Annotated in this window: 14 protein-coding genes and 2 pseudogenes; 3 read left to right on the plus strand and 13 right to left on the minus strand. The window is 60.1% G+C overall.

All coding sequences use genetic code 11. The annotated features are described in order from the left end of the window. The coding region (locus ACFX5Q_RS33975; protein ID WP_404284857.1) for an integrase core domain-containing protein at positions 1 to 620 on the plus strand (620 nt) is incomplete at its 5' end. On the opposite strand, the gene ACFX5Q_RS33980 is transcribed toward ACFX5Q_RS33975, so the two are convergent. The 9 genes from ACFX5Q_RS33980 to ACFX5Q_RS34020 all read right to left on the minus strand — a co-directional run bounded on the left by ACFX5Q_RS33980 (position 608) and on the right by ACFX5Q_RS34020 (position 12,673). Then, positions 608 to 1,561 carry a GDP-L-fucose synthase family protein gene (locus ACFX5Q_RS33980; protein WP_404284859.1) on the minus strand — a complete coding sequence of 318 codons (954 nt, stop codon included), beginning with the start codon at positions 1,559 to 1,561 and terminating at the stop codon, positions 608 to 610. The two genes, ACFX5Q_RS33975 and ACFX5Q_RS33980, sit on opposite strands and share 13 nt — an antisense overlap. Positions 1,562 to 2,689: 1,128 nt before the next feature. Next, on the minus strand, positions 2,690 to 4,930 hold the full coding sequence (locus ACFX5Q_RS33985) for an AGE family epimerase/isomerase (RefSeq protein WP_404284861.1): 2,241 nt from the start codon (positions 4,928 to 4,930) through the stop codon (positions 2,690 to 2,692). 13 nt (positions 4,931 to 4,943) lie between these two features. Continuing rightward, positions 4,944 to 6,461, minus strand: coding sequence for a phosphomannomutase/phosphoglucomutase (locus ACFX5Q_RS33990; RefSeq protein ID WP_404284863.1), 1,518 nt, complete (start codon positions 6,459 to 6,461; stop codon positions 4,944 to 4,946). Between the two features lie 319 nt (positions 6,462 to 6,780). After that, a complete protein-coding gene (locus tag ACFX5Q_RS33995) occupies positions 6,781 to 7,797 on the minus strand; it encodes a nodulation protein NodZ (RefSeq protein WP_404284865.1) in 1,017 nt (338 codons plus the stop codon). A 317-nt stretch (positions 7,798 to 8,114) separates the two neighbouring features. Then, positions 8,115 to 8,903 (minus strand): ABC transporter permease, encoded by a 789-nt coding sequence (locus ACFX5Q_RS34000; protein WP_123169522.1) that lies wholly within the window; start codon positions 8,901 to 8,903, stop codon positions 8,115 to 8,117. A gap of 3 nt (positions 8,904 to 8,906) precedes the next feature. Further along, positions 8,907 to 9,821 carry a nodulation factor ABC transporter ATP-binding protein NodI gene (nodI, locus tag ACFX5Q_RS34005; RefSeq protein ID WP_404284867.1) on the minus strand — a complete coding sequence of 305 codons (915 nt, stop codon included), beginning with the start codon at positions 9,819 to 9,821 and terminating at the stop codon, positions 8,907 to 8,909. Between the two features lie 234 nt (positions 9,822 to 10,055). Beyond that, on the minus strand, positions 10,056 to 11,411 hold the full coding sequence (gene nodC / locus ACFX5Q_RS34010) for a chitooligosaccharide synthase NodC (RefSeq protein WP_404284869.1): 1,356 nt from the start codon (positions 11,409 to 11,411) through the stop codon (positions 10,056 to 10,058). Between the two features lie 15 nt (positions 11,412 to 11,426). Then, positions 11,427 to 12,086, minus strand: a complete 660-nt coding sequence (gene nodB, locus ACFX5Q_RS34015) for a chitooligosaccharide deacetylase NodB (RefSeq protein WP_404284871.1) — start codon at positions 12,084 to 12,086, stop codon at positions 11,427 to 11,429. After that, positions 12,083 to 12,673: a NodA family N-acyltransferase gene (locus ACFX5Q_RS34020; RefSeq protein WP_404284873.1), complete on the minus strand. Its 591-nt coding sequence runs from the start codon at positions 12,671 to 12,673 to the stop codon at positions 12,083 to 12,085. The genes nodB and ACFX5Q_RS34020 overlap by 4 nt, the downstream gene beginning before the upstream one ends. Before the next feature lie 306 nt (positions 12,674 to 12,979). On the opposite strand from ACFX5Q_RS34020, the gene ACFX5Q_RS34025 reads away from it, so the two are divergent. Next, positions 12,980 to 13,927: a LysR family transcriptional regulator gene (locus tag ACFX5Q_RS34025; RefSeq protein WP_404284875.1), complete on the plus strand. Its 948-nt coding sequence runs from the start codon at positions 12,980 to 12,982 to the stop codon at positions 13,925 to 13,927. A gap of 428 nt (positions 13,928 to 14,355) precedes the next feature. Here the strand turns inward: ACFX5Q_RS34025 and ACFX5Q_RS34030 are convergent, their stop codons facing one another. The 4 genes and pseudogenes from ACFX5Q_RS34030 to ACFX5Q_RS34045 form a co-directional block, all read right to left on the minus strand. Further along, positions 14,356 to 15,564 carry a beta-ketoacyl-[acyl-carrier-protein] synthase family protein gene (locus tag ACFX5Q_RS34030; RefSeq protein WP_404284876.1) on the minus strand — a complete coding sequence of 403 codons (1,209 nt, stop codon included), beginning with the start codon at positions 15,562 to 15,564 and terminating at the stop codon, positions 14,356 to 14,358. Beyond that, complete coding sequence (locus ACFX5Q_RS34035; RefSeq protein ID WP_404284878.1) at positions 15,565 to 15,840, minus strand: acyl carrier protein; 276 nt, start codon at positions 15,838 to 15,840, stop codon at positions 15,565 to 15,567. Between the two features lie 115 nt (positions 15,841 to 15,955). Then, positions 15,956 to 16,065, minus strand: a pseudogene (locus ACFX5Q_RS34040) (polysaccharide deacetylase family protein); the annotation flags it as partial. Positions 16,066 to 16,070: 5 nt separating this feature from the next. Next, positions 16,071 to 16,305 (minus strand): annotated as a pseudogene (locus ACFX5Q_RS34045) (acyltransferase); the annotation flags it as partial. Between the two features lie 161 nt (positions 16,306 to 16,466). Between ACFX5Q_RS34045 and ACFX5Q_RS34050 the strand changes: the two are divergent. Further along, the coding region (locus ACFX5Q_RS34050; protein ID WP_404284880.1) for a LysR family transcriptional regulator at positions 16,467 to 16,809 on the plus strand (343 nt) is incomplete at its 3' end.

Below are 16,809 nucleotides of genomic sequence, written 5' to 3' on the forward strand. Positions count from 1 at the left end.
TTGTGAACATTCACATTCTAGAGATCCTTCGACTGGCCATGGCCACCTCGATCGGTGCGCGCCTGCAGCGAAAAGCTGCGCGCACCGATGTCTCGGTTGCCTCTCATCATTCTTTCCGTAGGTGCTATGGCAGCGAGTTCACCACCCCCGGTGCCGGTGGCTCGGCGGTGCCGCTGATCAAGGAGGCAATCGCCAATGGCGGGATATTCCGCGCTCACGCCTTCGAATACGCCTGCGCCAGGAACGACATCGAGCACCGCACGACCAAGGCCAGGCATCCGTGGACCAACGGCCAGGTCGAGAGAATGAACCGGACTATCAAGGACGCCACCGTCAAGCGCTTCTACTACGAGAGCCACGACCAACTCCGCACCCATCTCGCCGACTTCGTCGCCGCCTACAACTTCGCCCGCAGGCTCAAGACCCTCAAGGGTCTCACACCCTACGAGTTCATCTGCAAGGCGTGGGCGTCACAACCGGAACGCTTCAAACTCAATCCGCTCCAGCAAATGCCGGGACCAAACACGCCGGCGGTGCCAGATCTGAATGGCGCAGGAAAGTTGGAACCGGATCGAACATGCAGCCAGCCAGGCTGTGAGCACCAACGTCAAGCTTTATGATGGCGGAGAAAATCCTCGTGCGTCGCTTGCAACCCGGCACCAAGAGACGTTTTGGCTTTCCAGCCAAGAGTATGCAAGCGCGATACGTCCAGCAGCTTGCGAGGCGTGCCGTCTGGCTTCGTCGTGTCGAACACCAAATCGCCCTCGTAGCCGACCGTCGCCTTAATCAATTCCGCCAGTTCGCGAATTGTGACGTCCTCTCCAACGCCAACATTGATCAGAGGCGCGGTCTCGGGAGCCGTCAAGGCGCCAAAATCCGAATCCGGCAGGCCAAGCAGGAATGCAATGGCATCCCCTATATCCAAAGAGTACATGAACTCTCGCCGGGGCCTTCCGGATCCCCAGACCACGACCGAGGAGTCACCATTCATTCTGGCCTGATGAAAACGTCGCATCAGAGCTGGCAGAACGTGAGAGTTGTCGGGGTGATAATTATCTCCGGGACCGTACAAGTTGGTCGGCATCAACGCGAGATAGCGCGTCCGGTACTGTCGGTTGAAAGACCAGCATGATTCAACGCCTGCTATCTTTGCCAAAGCGTAGGGACGATTTGTCGCTTCAAGCGGACCGGATAGAAGGTAGTCCTCTCGTATCGGTTGCGGGCAATCTCGTGGGTAGATACACGAGCTACCAAGAAAGATCATCCGCTCGACGCCGGATGCGTAGGCGGCATCAAAAACGCTGACTTGAATCGCGAGATTGTTGTGAAGGAAATCAACCGGAAAGCTTGCGTTGGCAAGAATCCCACCAACCTTTGCGGCGCACATAATGACGTAATTCGGTCTTTTCGACATAAAGAACTCGCGGGTCGCGGTCCGATCGAAGAGATCCAGTTCATCATGCGTCCGCGTTATTATTTCATACGATCCTAAGGCCTCGAGGGCTCTCACTGTGGCGGATCCAACGAGGCCGCGATGGCCGGCTACATAGACTTTTTTCATGTCTTCATTCTCAACTGCTTACGTTTGTATATCGGACGGAGCTGTCAGCCTGCGTGCCGCGTTCACCGCCGGCTGCCAGAGAATCGCGTAAGCGCCCATGCACGTGGGGAAGCTCGTCGCGTCGAGCCAATGCGACGTTGCCTGGGCAGAGCGCGGATGAACCTGGCCGCATGGACATGCGCTTCAGTGATTGTTCGGCGTACACGAGAAAATTCTCCTCGGGGCGAACGCGAATATCGATAACTATTCTTAGAGCTCGCATCCTTGAATTGTTCCAATGCAACGTTCTGCAAGATTGGTGAAATCGTTTGTTTCGATGAAATTCATCCACGATATGGATAGCCGGGGACATGCTTCAACGGTGATCTAAATCTCGCCCCGCGTGATAGACCAGAAACGCTCGCCCGCCCCGTCCTCGACGGCAGACCGCGGCGCGCTCGGCGTCGCGCTTCCACCACCCGCCCGAAATGTGCTCTCTGCCGTTGGGGCCCGCCCCGGCACACGCCGCGCCAGGTAAACGTGACGGGACGGTGATCGGGCAGAAACAGTCATCGTCTCGACCGCCTCCGGCCTGGGCAGCAGGCGTGCCGGCCGCAGCCTATAACCGGGCCAGAGGTCACCGGTATCCGGGGCCGTCACCATCCGCCTTACGGGTCGTGCCGCTCAACGGCGCCATGCGATAAAGACGATCCGTGCCGATGCAATTGGCGATCGAAATCGATGAGAGCGGAAACGTCCGCCTTCTGCTCTGCGGCGAGCGATGAAGAGCGTCTCGGGATACGAGTGGTTCGGCGATCGTCGCCCCAAGGCGTTCGATGTCGAAGCCGGGGTCGTGCAATCTTGCCGGAGAGGAGGGCCAGGCACTTCGGCTCGTGCAGAGGCTTCGCCGTGCCGACGCGGGTCGCCTCGATGCGGTTGTCGACCCTGTGGGGAGGAGATCGAGGCGCCGAGCGCCGAGGCTCTTTCGCGTCGAGCGTCGCAGAGCTGGACCACCAGCTTGATGCTATAGCGCTTCCGTTTCGTCAAAAGGCTACTACTCCTGGTGGCTTGCAGCAGCCTTCAGCCTACCTCAGCAAGGCGGCCGTCAGCGTGGGAATACCTTGCGGGGAGATTGGCAACTCCGATCCCTCAGCTCTCCGTCTCTAGCGTCCCGTCCAGATACTGAGTGAGCGCGCAGACCAAATGGTAGAAGATGCTGGCCGGCACGTCTGACGCCAGCGGGCGGCCGTGTTCGTCGATGCGGTCGATCCACAGGCCGAGCGGCGCTGGGTCGATGTGCCAGCGGAACAGGCGGCCGACGCGCGCCTCGACCTCGGGCTTGAGGTCAGGCCCGCCCGAACCATCCAGCGCAATCGCCGCCTTGATCGCTTCGGCTTGCGGCCAGCTGCGCGACACTCCGTCTCGCGGCAGGCCCTGCCGCGAGACGGCGCCGTAGGCAAGGCCGGTGGCACGGTTGAGACCATTGGCGACGGCCGAGGCATAGAGCTTCCTGGCAAAGCCGGTCAATTCCGTCTGGCCGCTGCGGCTGGCGAAATCGACCAGCAGCGAGGCCCATTCGAAATGGTGACCGGGTTCGGTCCACTGGCCTTTCTCGCCGGTGGACGGCTTCCATTCCCGGTCGAAATATTCGCCCAGCGTCCAGCTTTCCGGGTCGAAGAAATGGCTGCGAAACAGGTCGATGATGCGCGCGGCGCGTCGAAGATAGGCACGGTCGCCGGTCGCCTGATGCCAGGCCAGGAAGGCCTCGAGCAGATGCATGTGCGGGTTGGAACGCCGTTCGCCGCCGGCGCTCGACGTATCGAGGAACCCGGTCATGCGGCTGTCCTCGAGATGCACGTCTAGGAACGAGAAGGTTTCTTCGCCCAGCCGCAAAGCATCGGGATTGCCTGATATATGGGCGTGCGCCAGCGCCAGCAGCACGCAGGAATGGTCGTAGGCATCCTCGGCGGGGTCTGCGACGCTGCCGTCGACATTCAGCGTGCGCACCCAGCCGCCATTGTCGGTGCGGCCGTTCCTCGCCATGAATTCGATCCCGTGACCGATCAGCCGGTCGGCCGGACCGTCCCAGCCGCGCGCCTTGGCAACGGCGAAGGCATAGACCTGCCTTGCCATGGTGCGCATGCGCTTGGGTTTCATCAGCGGCGTGCCGTCAAAACCCAGCGCCTCGTGGAAGCCGCCATGGCGCTCGTCGACACCTGATGTCGACCACAGTGGCAAGGTCTCCTCGAACAGCCAGTGATGCACGCGCTGCCTCCAGGCGCCGCTTTCAATGACCCGGTCATGCGCCGGCGTGAACCTGGTTTCCAGCCGGCCCGACTTTTCCAACTGCTCGACGATCTTCTTGACATGCTGGCTGTGGCTGACCGGGGCGACGAAGGTGGCGTCGGCGGTCGAGACGATGGCGACGTCCTTCATGCCGATGGCCGACAGCAGCCGGCCGTCGCTGCGGATGTAGGAGTTCTCGCAGTCGATGGCGACGACATCGCCGACGATGACATTGCCCTGGCTGTCGGAAGGACCGACATCGAGCAGCGACTGCCAGGAGCCAAGGTCGTTCCAGCGAAAGCCGGCCGGCACCATGGCGATGCCCATCGCGCGCTCCATGATGGCGTAGTCGATCGAGTTCGAGGGAATGGCCGCGTAGAGTTCCAGCGGCATGTAGAGACCGGACAGATCCGATGTCGCCGCCTTGTAGGCCGTTTCTGTCGCCTGCCAGATTTTTGGCTCAAACGCCGCGAACGCATCGCGCATGGCGCCGGCCCGAAACAGGAAGATGCCGGTGTTCCAGTAGAAGTTTCCGGCTTGGAGATAGCTCTGCGCCGTCGCATGGTCCGGCTTTTCGACGAAGCGCGACACGTCGAAGATGCCGGCCTTGTCGCCCGATACCTCGATATAGCCATAACCGGTCTCGGGCTGGTTGGGCTTGATGCCGAACACCACCAGCCGGCCGGCGCGTGCCGCCTCTGCTCCGGCCTCGACACTCTGCCAGAACTGCCGCGCCGTCGAGATCTCGTGATCGGACGGTACCACCAGCACCAGGCTGTCGCCGAACTCGGAGAGCGTGCGCAGCGTTGCCAGCGCAACGGCAGCCGCGGTGTTGCGGCCTGTCGGCTCGAACAGCGGGCCGCCGCCGGAAAGATCGAGGCCGGCAAGGTCGGCATGGACGCGCTCGGCATGCCGTTCCGAGGCGATCAGGAAGACAGGCGTCTCGCCATCAGGCCTTGCCGTCAGCCGTCGCAAGGTCTTGGCCAGCATCGAGCCGTCGCCCGAAAAGTCGTGAAACTGCTTGGGATTGTCCTCGCGCGACAGCGGCCAGAGCCGCGAACCAACGCCGCCGCTCATGACAAAACTGACGATCCGGTCGGCCATTTCGTTCTCGCGCTCAGAAGGTCTGATTGTACGGGCCGACTTCGGGGCTGCGGCGCAGCACGGCATCGACGCCCTCGAACATCTGACGGCGCCGCTCGGACGATACTGGGCTCTCCACCACCACGACAAGCTCGGGCTTGTTTGACGACGCCCGCACCAGCCCCCAGGTGCCGTCCTCCGCGACGACGCGCACGCCGTTGACGGTGATCAGTTCGGCGATCCTCTGGCCGGCGAAGACCGTGCCGTCCCGCTTCATCGCCTGAAAATCCGAGACGACACGCTCGACGACGCCATATTTCAAATCGTCCGCGCAATGCGGCGACATGGTCGGCGTGCCGAAGGTCAGCGGTAGGGCGCGGTAGAGATCGGCGATGGTGCTGTCCGGGCTGCGGTCGAGCGTCTGACAAATGGCGATGGCGGTGACCAGCCCGTCGTCATAGCCGCGGCCGATCGGTGCATTGAAGAAGAAATGGCCCGACTTTTCGAAGCCAGCGATGGCGCCGAGCTCGCCGACGCGCCGCTTGATATAGGAATGGCCGGTCTTCCAGTAGTGGGTGACGGCGCCGTTGGCCTCGAGCACGCTGTCAGTGGCGAATAGCCCCGTCGACTTGACGTCGACGACGAAGGTCGAGCCCGGATAGAGCCGCGAAATGTCACGCGCCAGCATGACACCGACCTTGTCGGCGAATATCTCGTTGCCTTCATTGTCGACCACGCCGCAGCGATCGCCGTCGCCGTCGAAACCAAGCCCAACATCGGCTCCCGTCTCCAGCACCTTGTCGCGGATGGCATGTAGCATCCGCATATCTTCCGGGTTGGGATTGTAGCGCGGGAAGGTGTGATCGAGTTCGACATCGAGCGGGATCACCTCGCAGCCGATCCGCGCCAGCGCTTCGGGCGCAAAGGCGCCGGCTGTGCCGTTGCCGCAGGCGACTACCACCTTCAGCGGTCTCAAGATGCGCTTTCCCGTGGTCAGGTCGGCGAGATAGGTTTGGCGGAACCCTGAAACGAAATCATAGGAGCCGCCGCCGGCAAGGTCGAAGTCGCCGGCAAGCACGATTGTCTTCAGCGCGCTCATCTCTTCGGGGCCGAAGGTCAAAGGACGCGCCGCGCCCATCTTGACGCCGGTCCAGCCATTCTCGTTGTGCGACGCGGTGACCATGGCGACGGAAGGCGTATCCAGCGCGAACTGGGCGAAATAGGCCATCGGCGACAGAGCCAGCCCGACATCCTTGACCCGTGCGCCGGCGGCCATGAGCCCGGAAACCAGCGCCAGCTTGATCGACAGCGAATAGGAGCGGAAATCGTGGCCGGTGACGATATCGGATGCGACGCCGAGACGCCGGATCAGCGTGCCGAGGCCCATGCCGAGCGCCTGGACGCCGATCAGATTGAGCTCCGGCGGCTCCGCCGAGCCCGGTTGGCCGAACCACCAGCGCGCATCATACTCGCGAAACCCGGACGCCTTGATCAACGCCGAGGTTTCGAACTCGAAGGTGTTGGGCCGAGCTTCGCCAACGGGTTTGATCATCACGGGTCAGGCTGCTCCAGGCAAACGCGATCGGACTTCGACAAAAGGCACAATGGCTTACTCTCGCCTTCGGCCTCTCTTGTCGGATCTTGGTGCCGCCGGAAACCAAAAGCGCCGAAGCCGATCGTGGAGAGCTTCATGCTTATGGCTGCGGGCTTTGTCCTACCGCTAATCATCGCCCGCCAACGTCCAGTCGTGCTAACTTCCATTGCGGACGCTCCTTCCTTTCGGTGGCTGTCAAATACCCACCATTCAGCACATGATGCCGTCGAGGCGCGTCCGCCCGCCAGAACAAGCTCCACCAGGGTACCCAAGACTTTCACAAAGTCGGAACATGTTCGGACGAGTTATCAATGAAGATCAAACCACCCGGATCGTTTAAATCGAATTCAATAATACGTGGCACGAAGAGGCGGGCATAGCGCGAGAAGGCGCTACTCGGCGGGAAGCGAACCACGGTATCGCATCGCCCAAGGAGGTACATCTCGACGAGAGCAGAAAAACCGCCGTCAACGCCCAGTGCTGCGCTGTGTAATGGCCCGGCCTGATCCGCCTGGAATTGTTTTGGGATAGTGAAAAGATCGGGAAACACGCCCGACAAGTCACGACGCACCTGCGCACTGTCAGTACACAAGAACACCCTCACAGGCCTTGAATGCGGTAGCTCTTTAGCCGTACGAATGGCTGTGCATACCTGCTGGAAGGCGAATTCCGGATCAGCCCAGAAGGGAGCGTGCTCCATAATGTCTTCACCGTTGCCGTGCCGGACATGCACCCCGATTATGCTGTGCCCTTCGAAGTGCTCTTGATAGATGGCGTCAATCCGAGCTTCAATTTCGGGCCTCGGTTTGATACTCCGAAAAATCTGTCGTTCGGCATCCATACCGCAACGCCACATCAAGCAAGCATCACACACCACTGTGTTGGCTTCAGTATCATCTTGGGCTTCGAAAAGTTCTCTCAGCTCGTCACGTTCTCGGAAAATCTGTTCATCTGGACGGCAAACGCAGTCGATCGATGGCTTATTCCACCACGCCGGGAAGAAAGGCCCAGGGAATGAGAACTGGTTGACCTGGTCATCGCAAATAACCGGTACGCCCGCGATGTCTTGAATTGGCTCGAAGAACACCGGAAACGCATTGGTGAAGGGTTGATCGAGATAACAGGAGCCACGCCAATCTATGGCCAGCGTCCGCCCCGTCCGCTTAGCGTAGGACCAAGCTGCTGCCAGAGACCACAAGCAATCACCGAAACCGGTACGCCGTCTCGAAACAACGAACCGATCCTCGCCCGATCCAACCATCAGCGATCGCGGTCCTAGCATCTCGTTCTCCATTTATCGTGACAAGAAAGTCAAATTGGCCTGCCTCAAGACCGTTCGACCTGACCGGGCTGCAATGTCGCTCGCCCCTGCGAATGCCAGTCAGATATCACCGCCTCTACCAATTCTCGTAGGGTTCGTCTGAAGCAGCTAATGAGATCAGCCCATGGTCATTCCGGCGTTCCTGCTGGAAATGTCGTACGTCAGCTGCAACACAGAGCAAATGTCTTTGAGGTGCTTGCAGCGAATGGCCAACTAAGGCCAGATGATCATGCGCTTCCGCGCGAATGTCGTGGCACTGCATCACGGATCTCCTTCTCTCGGAAGTTGTCTCAACGCATCAGGCGGCGGCGAAGCAGCACCATCGAGAGGAAGAACGGCAACACCGCGTACAGGCAAAGCGCACCGATATGCAGAGCGATGCCGCCAGCCGGGCGATCAAGCATTTCCGGACGAATAAGGTCGATCGAATGTGCCAGCGGCAAAAAGTGCGCTGCCTGTTGAAAGGGAGCTGACAATTGGGTGACAGGGAAGACCGCGCCTGACAGGAACAGCATGGGTGTGAGGACGAGCGACTGGTAGAATACAAAATAGTGGTAACTGGGCGCAAGCGCTGTGACGACCATCGCCAGGCTCGCAAAGGCGAACCCAGTGAGCGCTATGGCTGGTAGCACATAGAGCAGGGACGGCCACGCCGCATAGCCCACCACGACGGCGACGATCGCGATGACCGTTCCGGCCAAAAAGGCCTTGGTGGCTGCCCACGCCAATTCACCGAGAACGATATCGCCGAGGGTAAGTTGTGTGTACAGGATTGCTTCCCAGATGCGCTGATGGTGCATGCGCGGGTAAGCCGCGTAAATTGTTTCGAAGGTCGACGCGGTCATCGCGCTCGTCGCGACCATACCGGCTGCCAAAAAAGCAACGTAGGACGCATCTTCAACGCGACCGACCATCATTCCGAGGCCAGTACCAAGTCCGAAAAGATAGATCATGGGATCGGCGAGGTTACCGAGCATTGACGCAAGTGCGATCTTCTTCCACGACAGATAGTTGCGGCGCCACACCGCAACCCAGTTCCACGCATTGGCGGGTAGAGCCGCTGCATAACCTTCACTCATCGTTCACTTCTCCATCTCGCGTCCGGTCAGCCGCAAGAAAACGTCCTCCAGATTAGGTGGACGCTCTAGAAGCCGTAGCCCCGCACGCCCGCGTAGCTGGACGCGCACCTGCTCCGGATCGGGCGTATAGCAAAAGAGCGTCTCGCCGCTCACCTCGATGCGCTGAACATATGGCCTGATCAGCGAACCCAGCTCCTGCGGATTGCCACCAAAGATCTCGATGACGTTGCATCCGATATGCTCCTCAATCAGGGCATGAGGGCTGCCCTCGGCGATGTTGCACCCATGCTCGAGAACGCACAGCCGATCGCACAGCCGCTCAGCCTCTTCCATAAAGTGGGTCGTCAAAATGATCGTCTTGCCGCGCGCCAGCAGGAAACGCAGACGCTCCCAGATCAGGTGGCGCGCGTGCGGGTCGAGGCCGGTAGTCGGTTCGTCCATTACGAGCAGCTGCGGGTCGTTGATCAACGCGCGTGCCAGAGTCAGGCGCCGCTTCATGCCGCCGGATAGTTCGCCGACACGTGCATCCGCCTTGCTCTCAAGGCGGGCGAACTCGAGCAGTGATGGGATGACCGCTTTGATCGCGCGTGTGCTCATGCCGAAGTAGCGCCCGAATACCAACAGGTTCTCGCGTACCGTGAATTCCAGGTCAAGATTGTCGAACTGTGGAACCACGCCGATGCCCCTGCGTGCCAAGCGAGCCTGTGCCGGCACTGGCACTCCGAGCACCGTGATCTTACCCGCGTCAGGCTGCGTCATGCCGAGGACCATACGTGCAATCGTACTTTTGCCCGCACCGTTCGGCCCCAGCAGGCCGAAGCACTCTCCCGACGCAACGGTGAGCGACAGCCCGTTCACAATGACCTTATTGCCAAATGACTTCGTCACGCCGTTAAGGTCGATTGCTACGTTGGACATGCGTTCATCTCTGCTGAAAGGAGCCGTTCAGCCGGCGGGAGCTCACTTGCGAGCGTTCTGGAGAGGAGGCCATCGCTGTGGCGGCCCTTGGGAAAGCGACAGCCGGAGCATTTGTGTGAGACGCTTCCGCTCTACGGATTGCCGTAGAGCCGCCACGGATCGTCTGCGGCCACTTCCCGTTCTAACAATTGAAATATTGTCCAGGTCACGACTTGTGTCCTACGCAGTACACCATCACTCGCCACCGAAAACGCTCTCAGACTCCACCAACCTTGAAGAACCGCGCAAAACATCCGTCCTGCGAATTGAGTGAGCAACTTCCGAGCCTTCTGTAGCGTTTGGTCCTGCGATCGGATCTTTGATGAGGATCTGCCTTTCTCCTCCATTGGGTAGGGTGGCCGCCTTGCGCGACAGCCAATCGCTGTTGCTCAATGTGCACAACGCATAGGCTTTCAGAGGGAGTAAGAGAAAGACGTTGATGAATGTGTGTAGAGAAAAACCGAGAAATCGAAGTTGGCGGGCACGAAACGCTGCCACGCTGCACCGAATGATGGTCATGGATGCAATCATCAGGACTGCCGACCAAGGCACTGTGCCTTTCAGTGCGAACTGCGCGAGGCCAGCCAGTACCGACAGGGCGAGCAACAGCGGGCCGAGATTCTGTCCGACCACATCCAGCGTTAGATAACGATCGAGGCTTGGCAATAGACGCAGCGCAAGCAACGTGTCCCGAAATGTGCTCCGCGCCCAGCGAAGTTGTTGGCGCAGATACGGCCCTAGCCGATCCGGAACGATCGTTGCGGCGATGGCGTCGGGAACGTATTCGGTTCGAAGGCCTGCTTTCAGCATGAGGATTGTGAGATGGCGATCCTCACCGAAGTCGCTTGGCTTCCCCCGAAACAGTTGCGTCTCGTACTGATCCAACAGCAAAACGAGTGCGGAGCGACGGTACATCGCACATGGGCCGCAGCAGCACATAACGGCACCAAAGCGAGCCTGTGCCGCTCGCTCCTCATTGCAGGCCAGCCAGTACTCCATATCGATCAACCGGGTCAGCCAGGTGTCGCTCCGGTTGCTGGCCGCCAACTGGCCCATTGCCGCGCCGACGGCTGGATCCTGCATCTTGAGTGCAAGCTTTGCTACGACGTCGGACGCGAGTGTCGTATCCGAGTCGACGTTGAGCACCAAATCACCAGATGAGCGGCGTATCGCGACGATCTGCGCTTTGCGTTTGCCAACATTCTTCTCGAGCAAAATGAAGCTGAATCTTGGGTCGCCGGCAAAGGCACCGTGTACCGGTACGACAACGTCGCGATTTGCAGAACCGTCATCAACCACATAGACCCGCAGTTTTCCGGCGTATTGTTGGCTTGCAATGGACGCCAGGCACGCCGAGAGCGCGCTCGGATCCTCGTTGAAGGAGGGAACGATGACATCCACGCTCGGCAGAGGGTCGAAACCGACCAATTCATCCGACATCGGAGAACGGTCCATCGGCAAAGCATAAGCCATCTGCATGCTTTTATAGGCAGCCGAGAGCAGTGCATAGCACGAGACGGCGACAGTACTGGCTGTGGCAAGCAGGTCCATAGGATCTCGCAATTTTCAATGATGTTGTGGAAGGGCGCGAATTTCGTATCCGCGGGCGTTTAATTCCGGAATCAGCTGGGACAGCGCCTTGGCGGTCTGATCGCGCAGACTGGCTTGAGTGCTGGGTCTCAACTCGTCGGGCGGGCAACCGTCGTGCAGGAGCACGATTGCACCCGGCCGGACAGAGGCGAGCACTGCATCGACAATCGCGTCGGTGCCGGGGCGAGACCAGTCTCGCGGGTCTACAGACCAATGAAGTGCCGCCAGCCCGGCGATCTCTGACGCTGTGAATACTTCTTCGCTCCAGGCGCCGTAGGGCGCGCGAAGGAAGCGTACCGAGGCCTGTGGACACGCCATGCTGATGGCGCCGTTCGCTTCAAAGATTTCACGGCGCACTTCGCCGAAGCCGCATTTGCACAGATCCGGATGAGTCATCGTGTGGTTACCCACCTCGTGCCCTTCTGCGATCATTCGTTGGACTAGATCCGGGTGCTCTACGGCGTAGGTGCCGATGACGAAGAACGTCGCCGGCACCCGATCTTGCGCCAGAACATCGAGGATCTGCGGTGTGAAAAATGGATTGGGACCGTCGTCAAACGTCAGATAAACGGTGCGACGGCCGGGGGTGCTAGCCCGTTCACTCGGCACTTCGCTTATGTAGTCCAGATGTATCATAGCTCCGGACCGTTCCGATCAATCAGGGTGCCGGACGGCCACTCGCTCATCGAGCGTCCAATCGGCGTAACCAGCACGAGCACGTCCTCCAGGCGGGTGGGCGGCAGGTCGGGATACACTTCTGGATGGGTCGAGCGCACGGGAATGCCCGACAAAATGGTCGCCAGACCGCCTCGGCAGAACCTCTCAACATGGTTCCGCAGTGCGTGCCGGACCGTGCCGAAAGCGAATGGAACCCCAAGCTGCTGCAGCACTGGATACACAAACTGCATTGAAAAGCTGATTCCGAGTCCCTCAAGATCGGAACGCACCCCGTACAACCCCAGTTCGGCCACTAACAGATCGACCTCGCCAACCTTGATGAAGCGGCGCAGTATGCCAATGTGAGCCGCTATGCCGTGAGCGTCGTAGCCGATTGCGCGGAGTTCCGGCCTCGCACCGGCCCAACTACGGCCGCCTTCGAACGGCGTCGCGTTGGAGGCCCCAGTCCGTCCATAGTTCTTTCGGAAGAAGTCGGAGAGTTCGACATGGTCAGCCAGTTGCAACTCGTTTTCCCAGCACAACCTCCACCGCACGTCAGAGCGCATAGAAAGACCTCGTGTTTGTTGGAATCTTTTGAGGTAAGCGCCTACGCATCGAGGAGCTTCTCGCGTCGAGCCGACGCGATGTAGCTTGCGCGGATCACCGAAGAACCTAGTCGCAATGGACATGCGATCTCGGTTGATGTTCGGTGCACGCCTGAAGGCGTACGCCAGAAAATGCTCCTCGGAGCCAACGCAAACATTGAAAAACTTCCTTTAGGGCTTCCTTGAATTCTCCCTATGCGACGTTCTGAAAAATTGATAAAATCGTTTGTTTCGATGAAATGCATCCACGCTATGGATAGCTAAGACATGCGTTTCAAAGGGCTCGATCTGAACCTTCTCGTCGTGCTCGACGCGCTGCTGAGCGAGCGCGGCCTCACGGCGGCGGCACGCCGCATCAACCTAAGTCAGCCGGCCATGAGTGCGGCCGTCGCCCGGTTGCGTGACTTTTTCCACGATGAACTATTTTCGATGAGCGGCCGCGAACGCATTCTAACACCGCGTGCGGAAGCACTCGCCCCCGCAGTTCGCGACGCACTGCTGCGCATCCAGAGCTCGATTATTTCTTGGGATCCGTTTAACCCGGCTCAATCCGATCGCCGCTTCAGGATCATTGTTTCCGATTTCGTCACACTCGTGTTTCTTGAAAAGGTCGTCGAGCGTGTTGCACGGGAAGCGCCCGCCGTCAGCTTCGAATTGCTGCCTCTCGACGACAGCCCCGATGAGCTTCTCCGGCGCGGTGATGTCGATTTTCTAATTCTTCCGGATTTGTTCATGTCGATCGCGCATCCAAGAATGCCGCTGTTCGACGAAACGCTCGTGTGCGTGGGCTGCGCCGCGAACAAACAGCTGCCGCGGCAGCTTACGTTCGAGAGATACATGTCGATGAAGCACGTCGTGGTCAAGTTCGGGCGTATGCTGAAGCCCTCCATCGAGGAATGGTTTTTGCTTGAGCATGGTCTTAAGAGACGTGTCGAGGTCGCCGTCCAGGGCTTCAGCATGATCCCGCCGATGGTGTCAGGCACAGCTCGTATAGCGACCATGCCCTTGCGGCTGGTCAAGCATTTCGAAAAAACGTTCCCCCTGCGGATCGTCGACCTTCCGCTGCCACTTCCCGGATTTACCGAGGCCGTCCAATGGCCGGCCCTTCACAACAGCGATCCGGCAAGCATCTGGCTGCGGGAGATAATGTTGCAGGAGGCGTCCCGCATGGCTACTCCTAGCAAGACCCCGGGACGTCGCACGCATCAAGACTGAGGTCGAGAGATCGGCTGCTCGGCAGGTGTTGCGAGCAGTCGGATCGGCTGAAGCTGCTCGAGGCGAGAAGTGGAGCTCAGAACGACGGTTGATCAGACTCTCAACCGCCTTCCGTGTCTTCAGCTCGGGGCTATCCTTGGTCTAGGAGCGGGAGTTGTTCGGAACGGGCGCCGCGCGGACTGACTCGGTCACATAACCGCCGACGGGAGTTTCCCACCGTGGCTCCACCTTCGGCGCTGTGCCGCATGTTGGCCCGAGATCGCTTTGACGGCGAGACCTCTCGCCCGATGGCCCACAATGAGGGGGCCATCTCATGCACGATCTCGGGCCTACAGCGATCCTAGGGCCGGCCCTGGGCCCTCCCGACATAGTCGCGTAAGCACAAGCACTGGATCCGAGAGAAATGCTGGAGGAGGCATCTCGCATGGCTACACCTGCCTGAATGCCAGAACTGCGTTCAGACCGCCCATGGCGAAGGCGTTGCTCAGTGCCACCTGCACCTTGCGCTCGCGCGGTACATTGGGGGTGATATCGAGATCGCAATCGGGGTCTGGCTCACGATAATTGGCCGTCGGCGGCACGACGCCCTCGCGGATCGCCATCACGCAGGCGATCATTTCGATCGCGCTAGCTGCGCCGAGACAATGCGCATGGGTGGACTTGGTGGAAGAGACGGACATCGAATACGCATGGTCACCGAAGACGCGTTTGATGGCTGCCGATTCGATCTGATCGTTGGCCTTGGTGCCGGTGCCGTGGGCGTTGAGGTAGTCCACGTCCTCGGGATTCAGCCCGGCATCGGCAAGGCAGGCGCCCATCGCCGTCTCCGGCCCATGCACCGCCGGCGCGGCGATGTGGAAGGCATCGGCGGAAAATCCGACGCCGGCGATCTCGGCAAGGATCGTGGCACCACGCCCGGCCGCATGCTCATAGCTTTCCAAGACGGCCATGCCCGCACCCTCGCCCAGCACCACGCCCTTCCTATCGGCGGAGAAGGGCCGGCAGGTATCGGGAGCCAGAACGCGCATTGCCTCCCATGACTTCAGCACGCCCCATACGAGCGGCGCATCGCTGCCGCCGGCAAGCATCACGTCGGCCCGGCCGAACCTGATCTGGTCCACCGCGGAGGCAATCGCATGGTTGCCGGAGGCACAGGCGGAGGTGATGCCGAGTACCGGCCCGCGCAGCCCGAAGCTCAAGCTGATCTGGGTGGCAGCGGCGCTTGGCATCACCTTTAGTCCAGTGAAGATCTCAGCACGGGTCGCGCCGCCCAAAAGGATGGCGCGGTAGTTTTCCTCGATTGCGTCCCAGCCGCAGACACCGACGCCCACCGTCGCACCGAAGCGATAGGCATTTCCTTCATCGCAGGAAAGTCCGGCCTGTTGCATGGCTTCGTGCGCTGCAAGCACGGCGAGCAAGCTGAAGCGGCCCATGGAGACGAGCCGCCCGCGGTCGATGTCGTGCTCCGGCAACGCCTTGATCTCGGCGCCGATTGTACCCTTCAGCTCATGGAGCTCTGAATTGACGATCGGGCCGATGGCGGAGCGGCCTTCGCGCATCCCCGTCCAGATGGAGGCGGCGTCGGTGCCCAGCCCGCAGAGCCCGCCGATTCCGGTGATGACAACGCGCCTTTCCATTCAAGCCTCCTTGGCGAGCAAGCCGCGCACGGCTTCCACCATGTCGCCGACATTCTGGAGATCCGACCAGGCCTCGGCCGTATTCATCTCGATCTTGATGCCGTAGGCCTGCTCGAGGTCCCAGAGAACGTCCGCCAATCCCAGTGAATCGATACCGAGCGAAGTCAGTCCCGTGGCAGCCGTTATCTCGCCCGAGGCAGGCGCTATGTTGCCGCCCTCCGATGCGGCGCGCTTCTTGATCATTGCGATTATTTCGTTGGTCAGTTGATCAGCCATCTTGTTCCTTTCCAGCTTGCGTTTTCGACGTGGCTCAATGCCTGAGCCGCGCCGTGTTGCGAAAATTGCCCCTCACCAGCTTGTGCGGCTCACCAAGACCAACTGCTTAGGGAGACCGGATGAGATTGGGCTGGTCTGCGGCGTAGGCACGGTGACGAAGAACGTCGCGGGCACCCGATGTTGCGCCAGCACATCGAGGATTTGCGGTCTGAAAAATGGATTGGGGACTCGCCAACCTTGATGACGCGGCGGAGCATGCCAATGTGGGCGCTATGCCGTGCGCGTCGTAGCCGATTGTGCGGTATTCCGGCCTCGCACCGCCCCAGATGTGGCCGCCTTCGAACGGCTTCGCGTCGAAGGCGCCAGTCCGTCCATAGGTCTTTCGGAAGAAATCGAAGAGTTCGACATGGTCGGCCAGTTGCAACTCATTCCCCAGCACAACCTCCACCGCGCGTCGGAGCGCATGGAAAGATTTCTCTTTTCGGGCTCTTTTTAACGCACTCGTCACGCGATAGAGGCAGTGGGTGATCGGTGCGCGTCAGGTGCTTTTGTCCATGCTAGATTCCGGGAGATTGATAAAATCGTTTCTGTCGATGAAATGCATCCACGCTATGGATAGCTAAGACATGCGTTTCAAAGGGCTCGATTTGAACCTTCTCGTCGTGCTCGACGCGCTGCTGAGCGAGCGCGGCCTCACGGCGGCGGCACGCCGCATCAACCTAAGTCAGCCGGCCATGAGTGCGGCCGTCGCCCGGTTGCGTGACTTTTTCCACGATGAACTATTTTCGATGAGCGGCCGCGAACGCATTCTGACACCGCGTGCGGAAGCACTCGCCCCCGCAGTTCGCGACGCTCTCCTGCACATCCAGTGCTCGATTATTTCTTGGGATCCGTTTAACCCGGCTCAATCCGACCGCCGCTTCAGGATCATTGTTTCCGATTTCGTCACACTCGTGTTTTTTGAAAAGG

The organism is Mesorhizobium sp. IMUNJ 23033, assembly GCF_044778005.1.
Lineage (GTDB): Bacteria > Pseudomonadota > Alphaproteobacteria > Rhizobiales > Rhizobiaceae > Mesorhizobium > Mesorhizobium amorphae_A.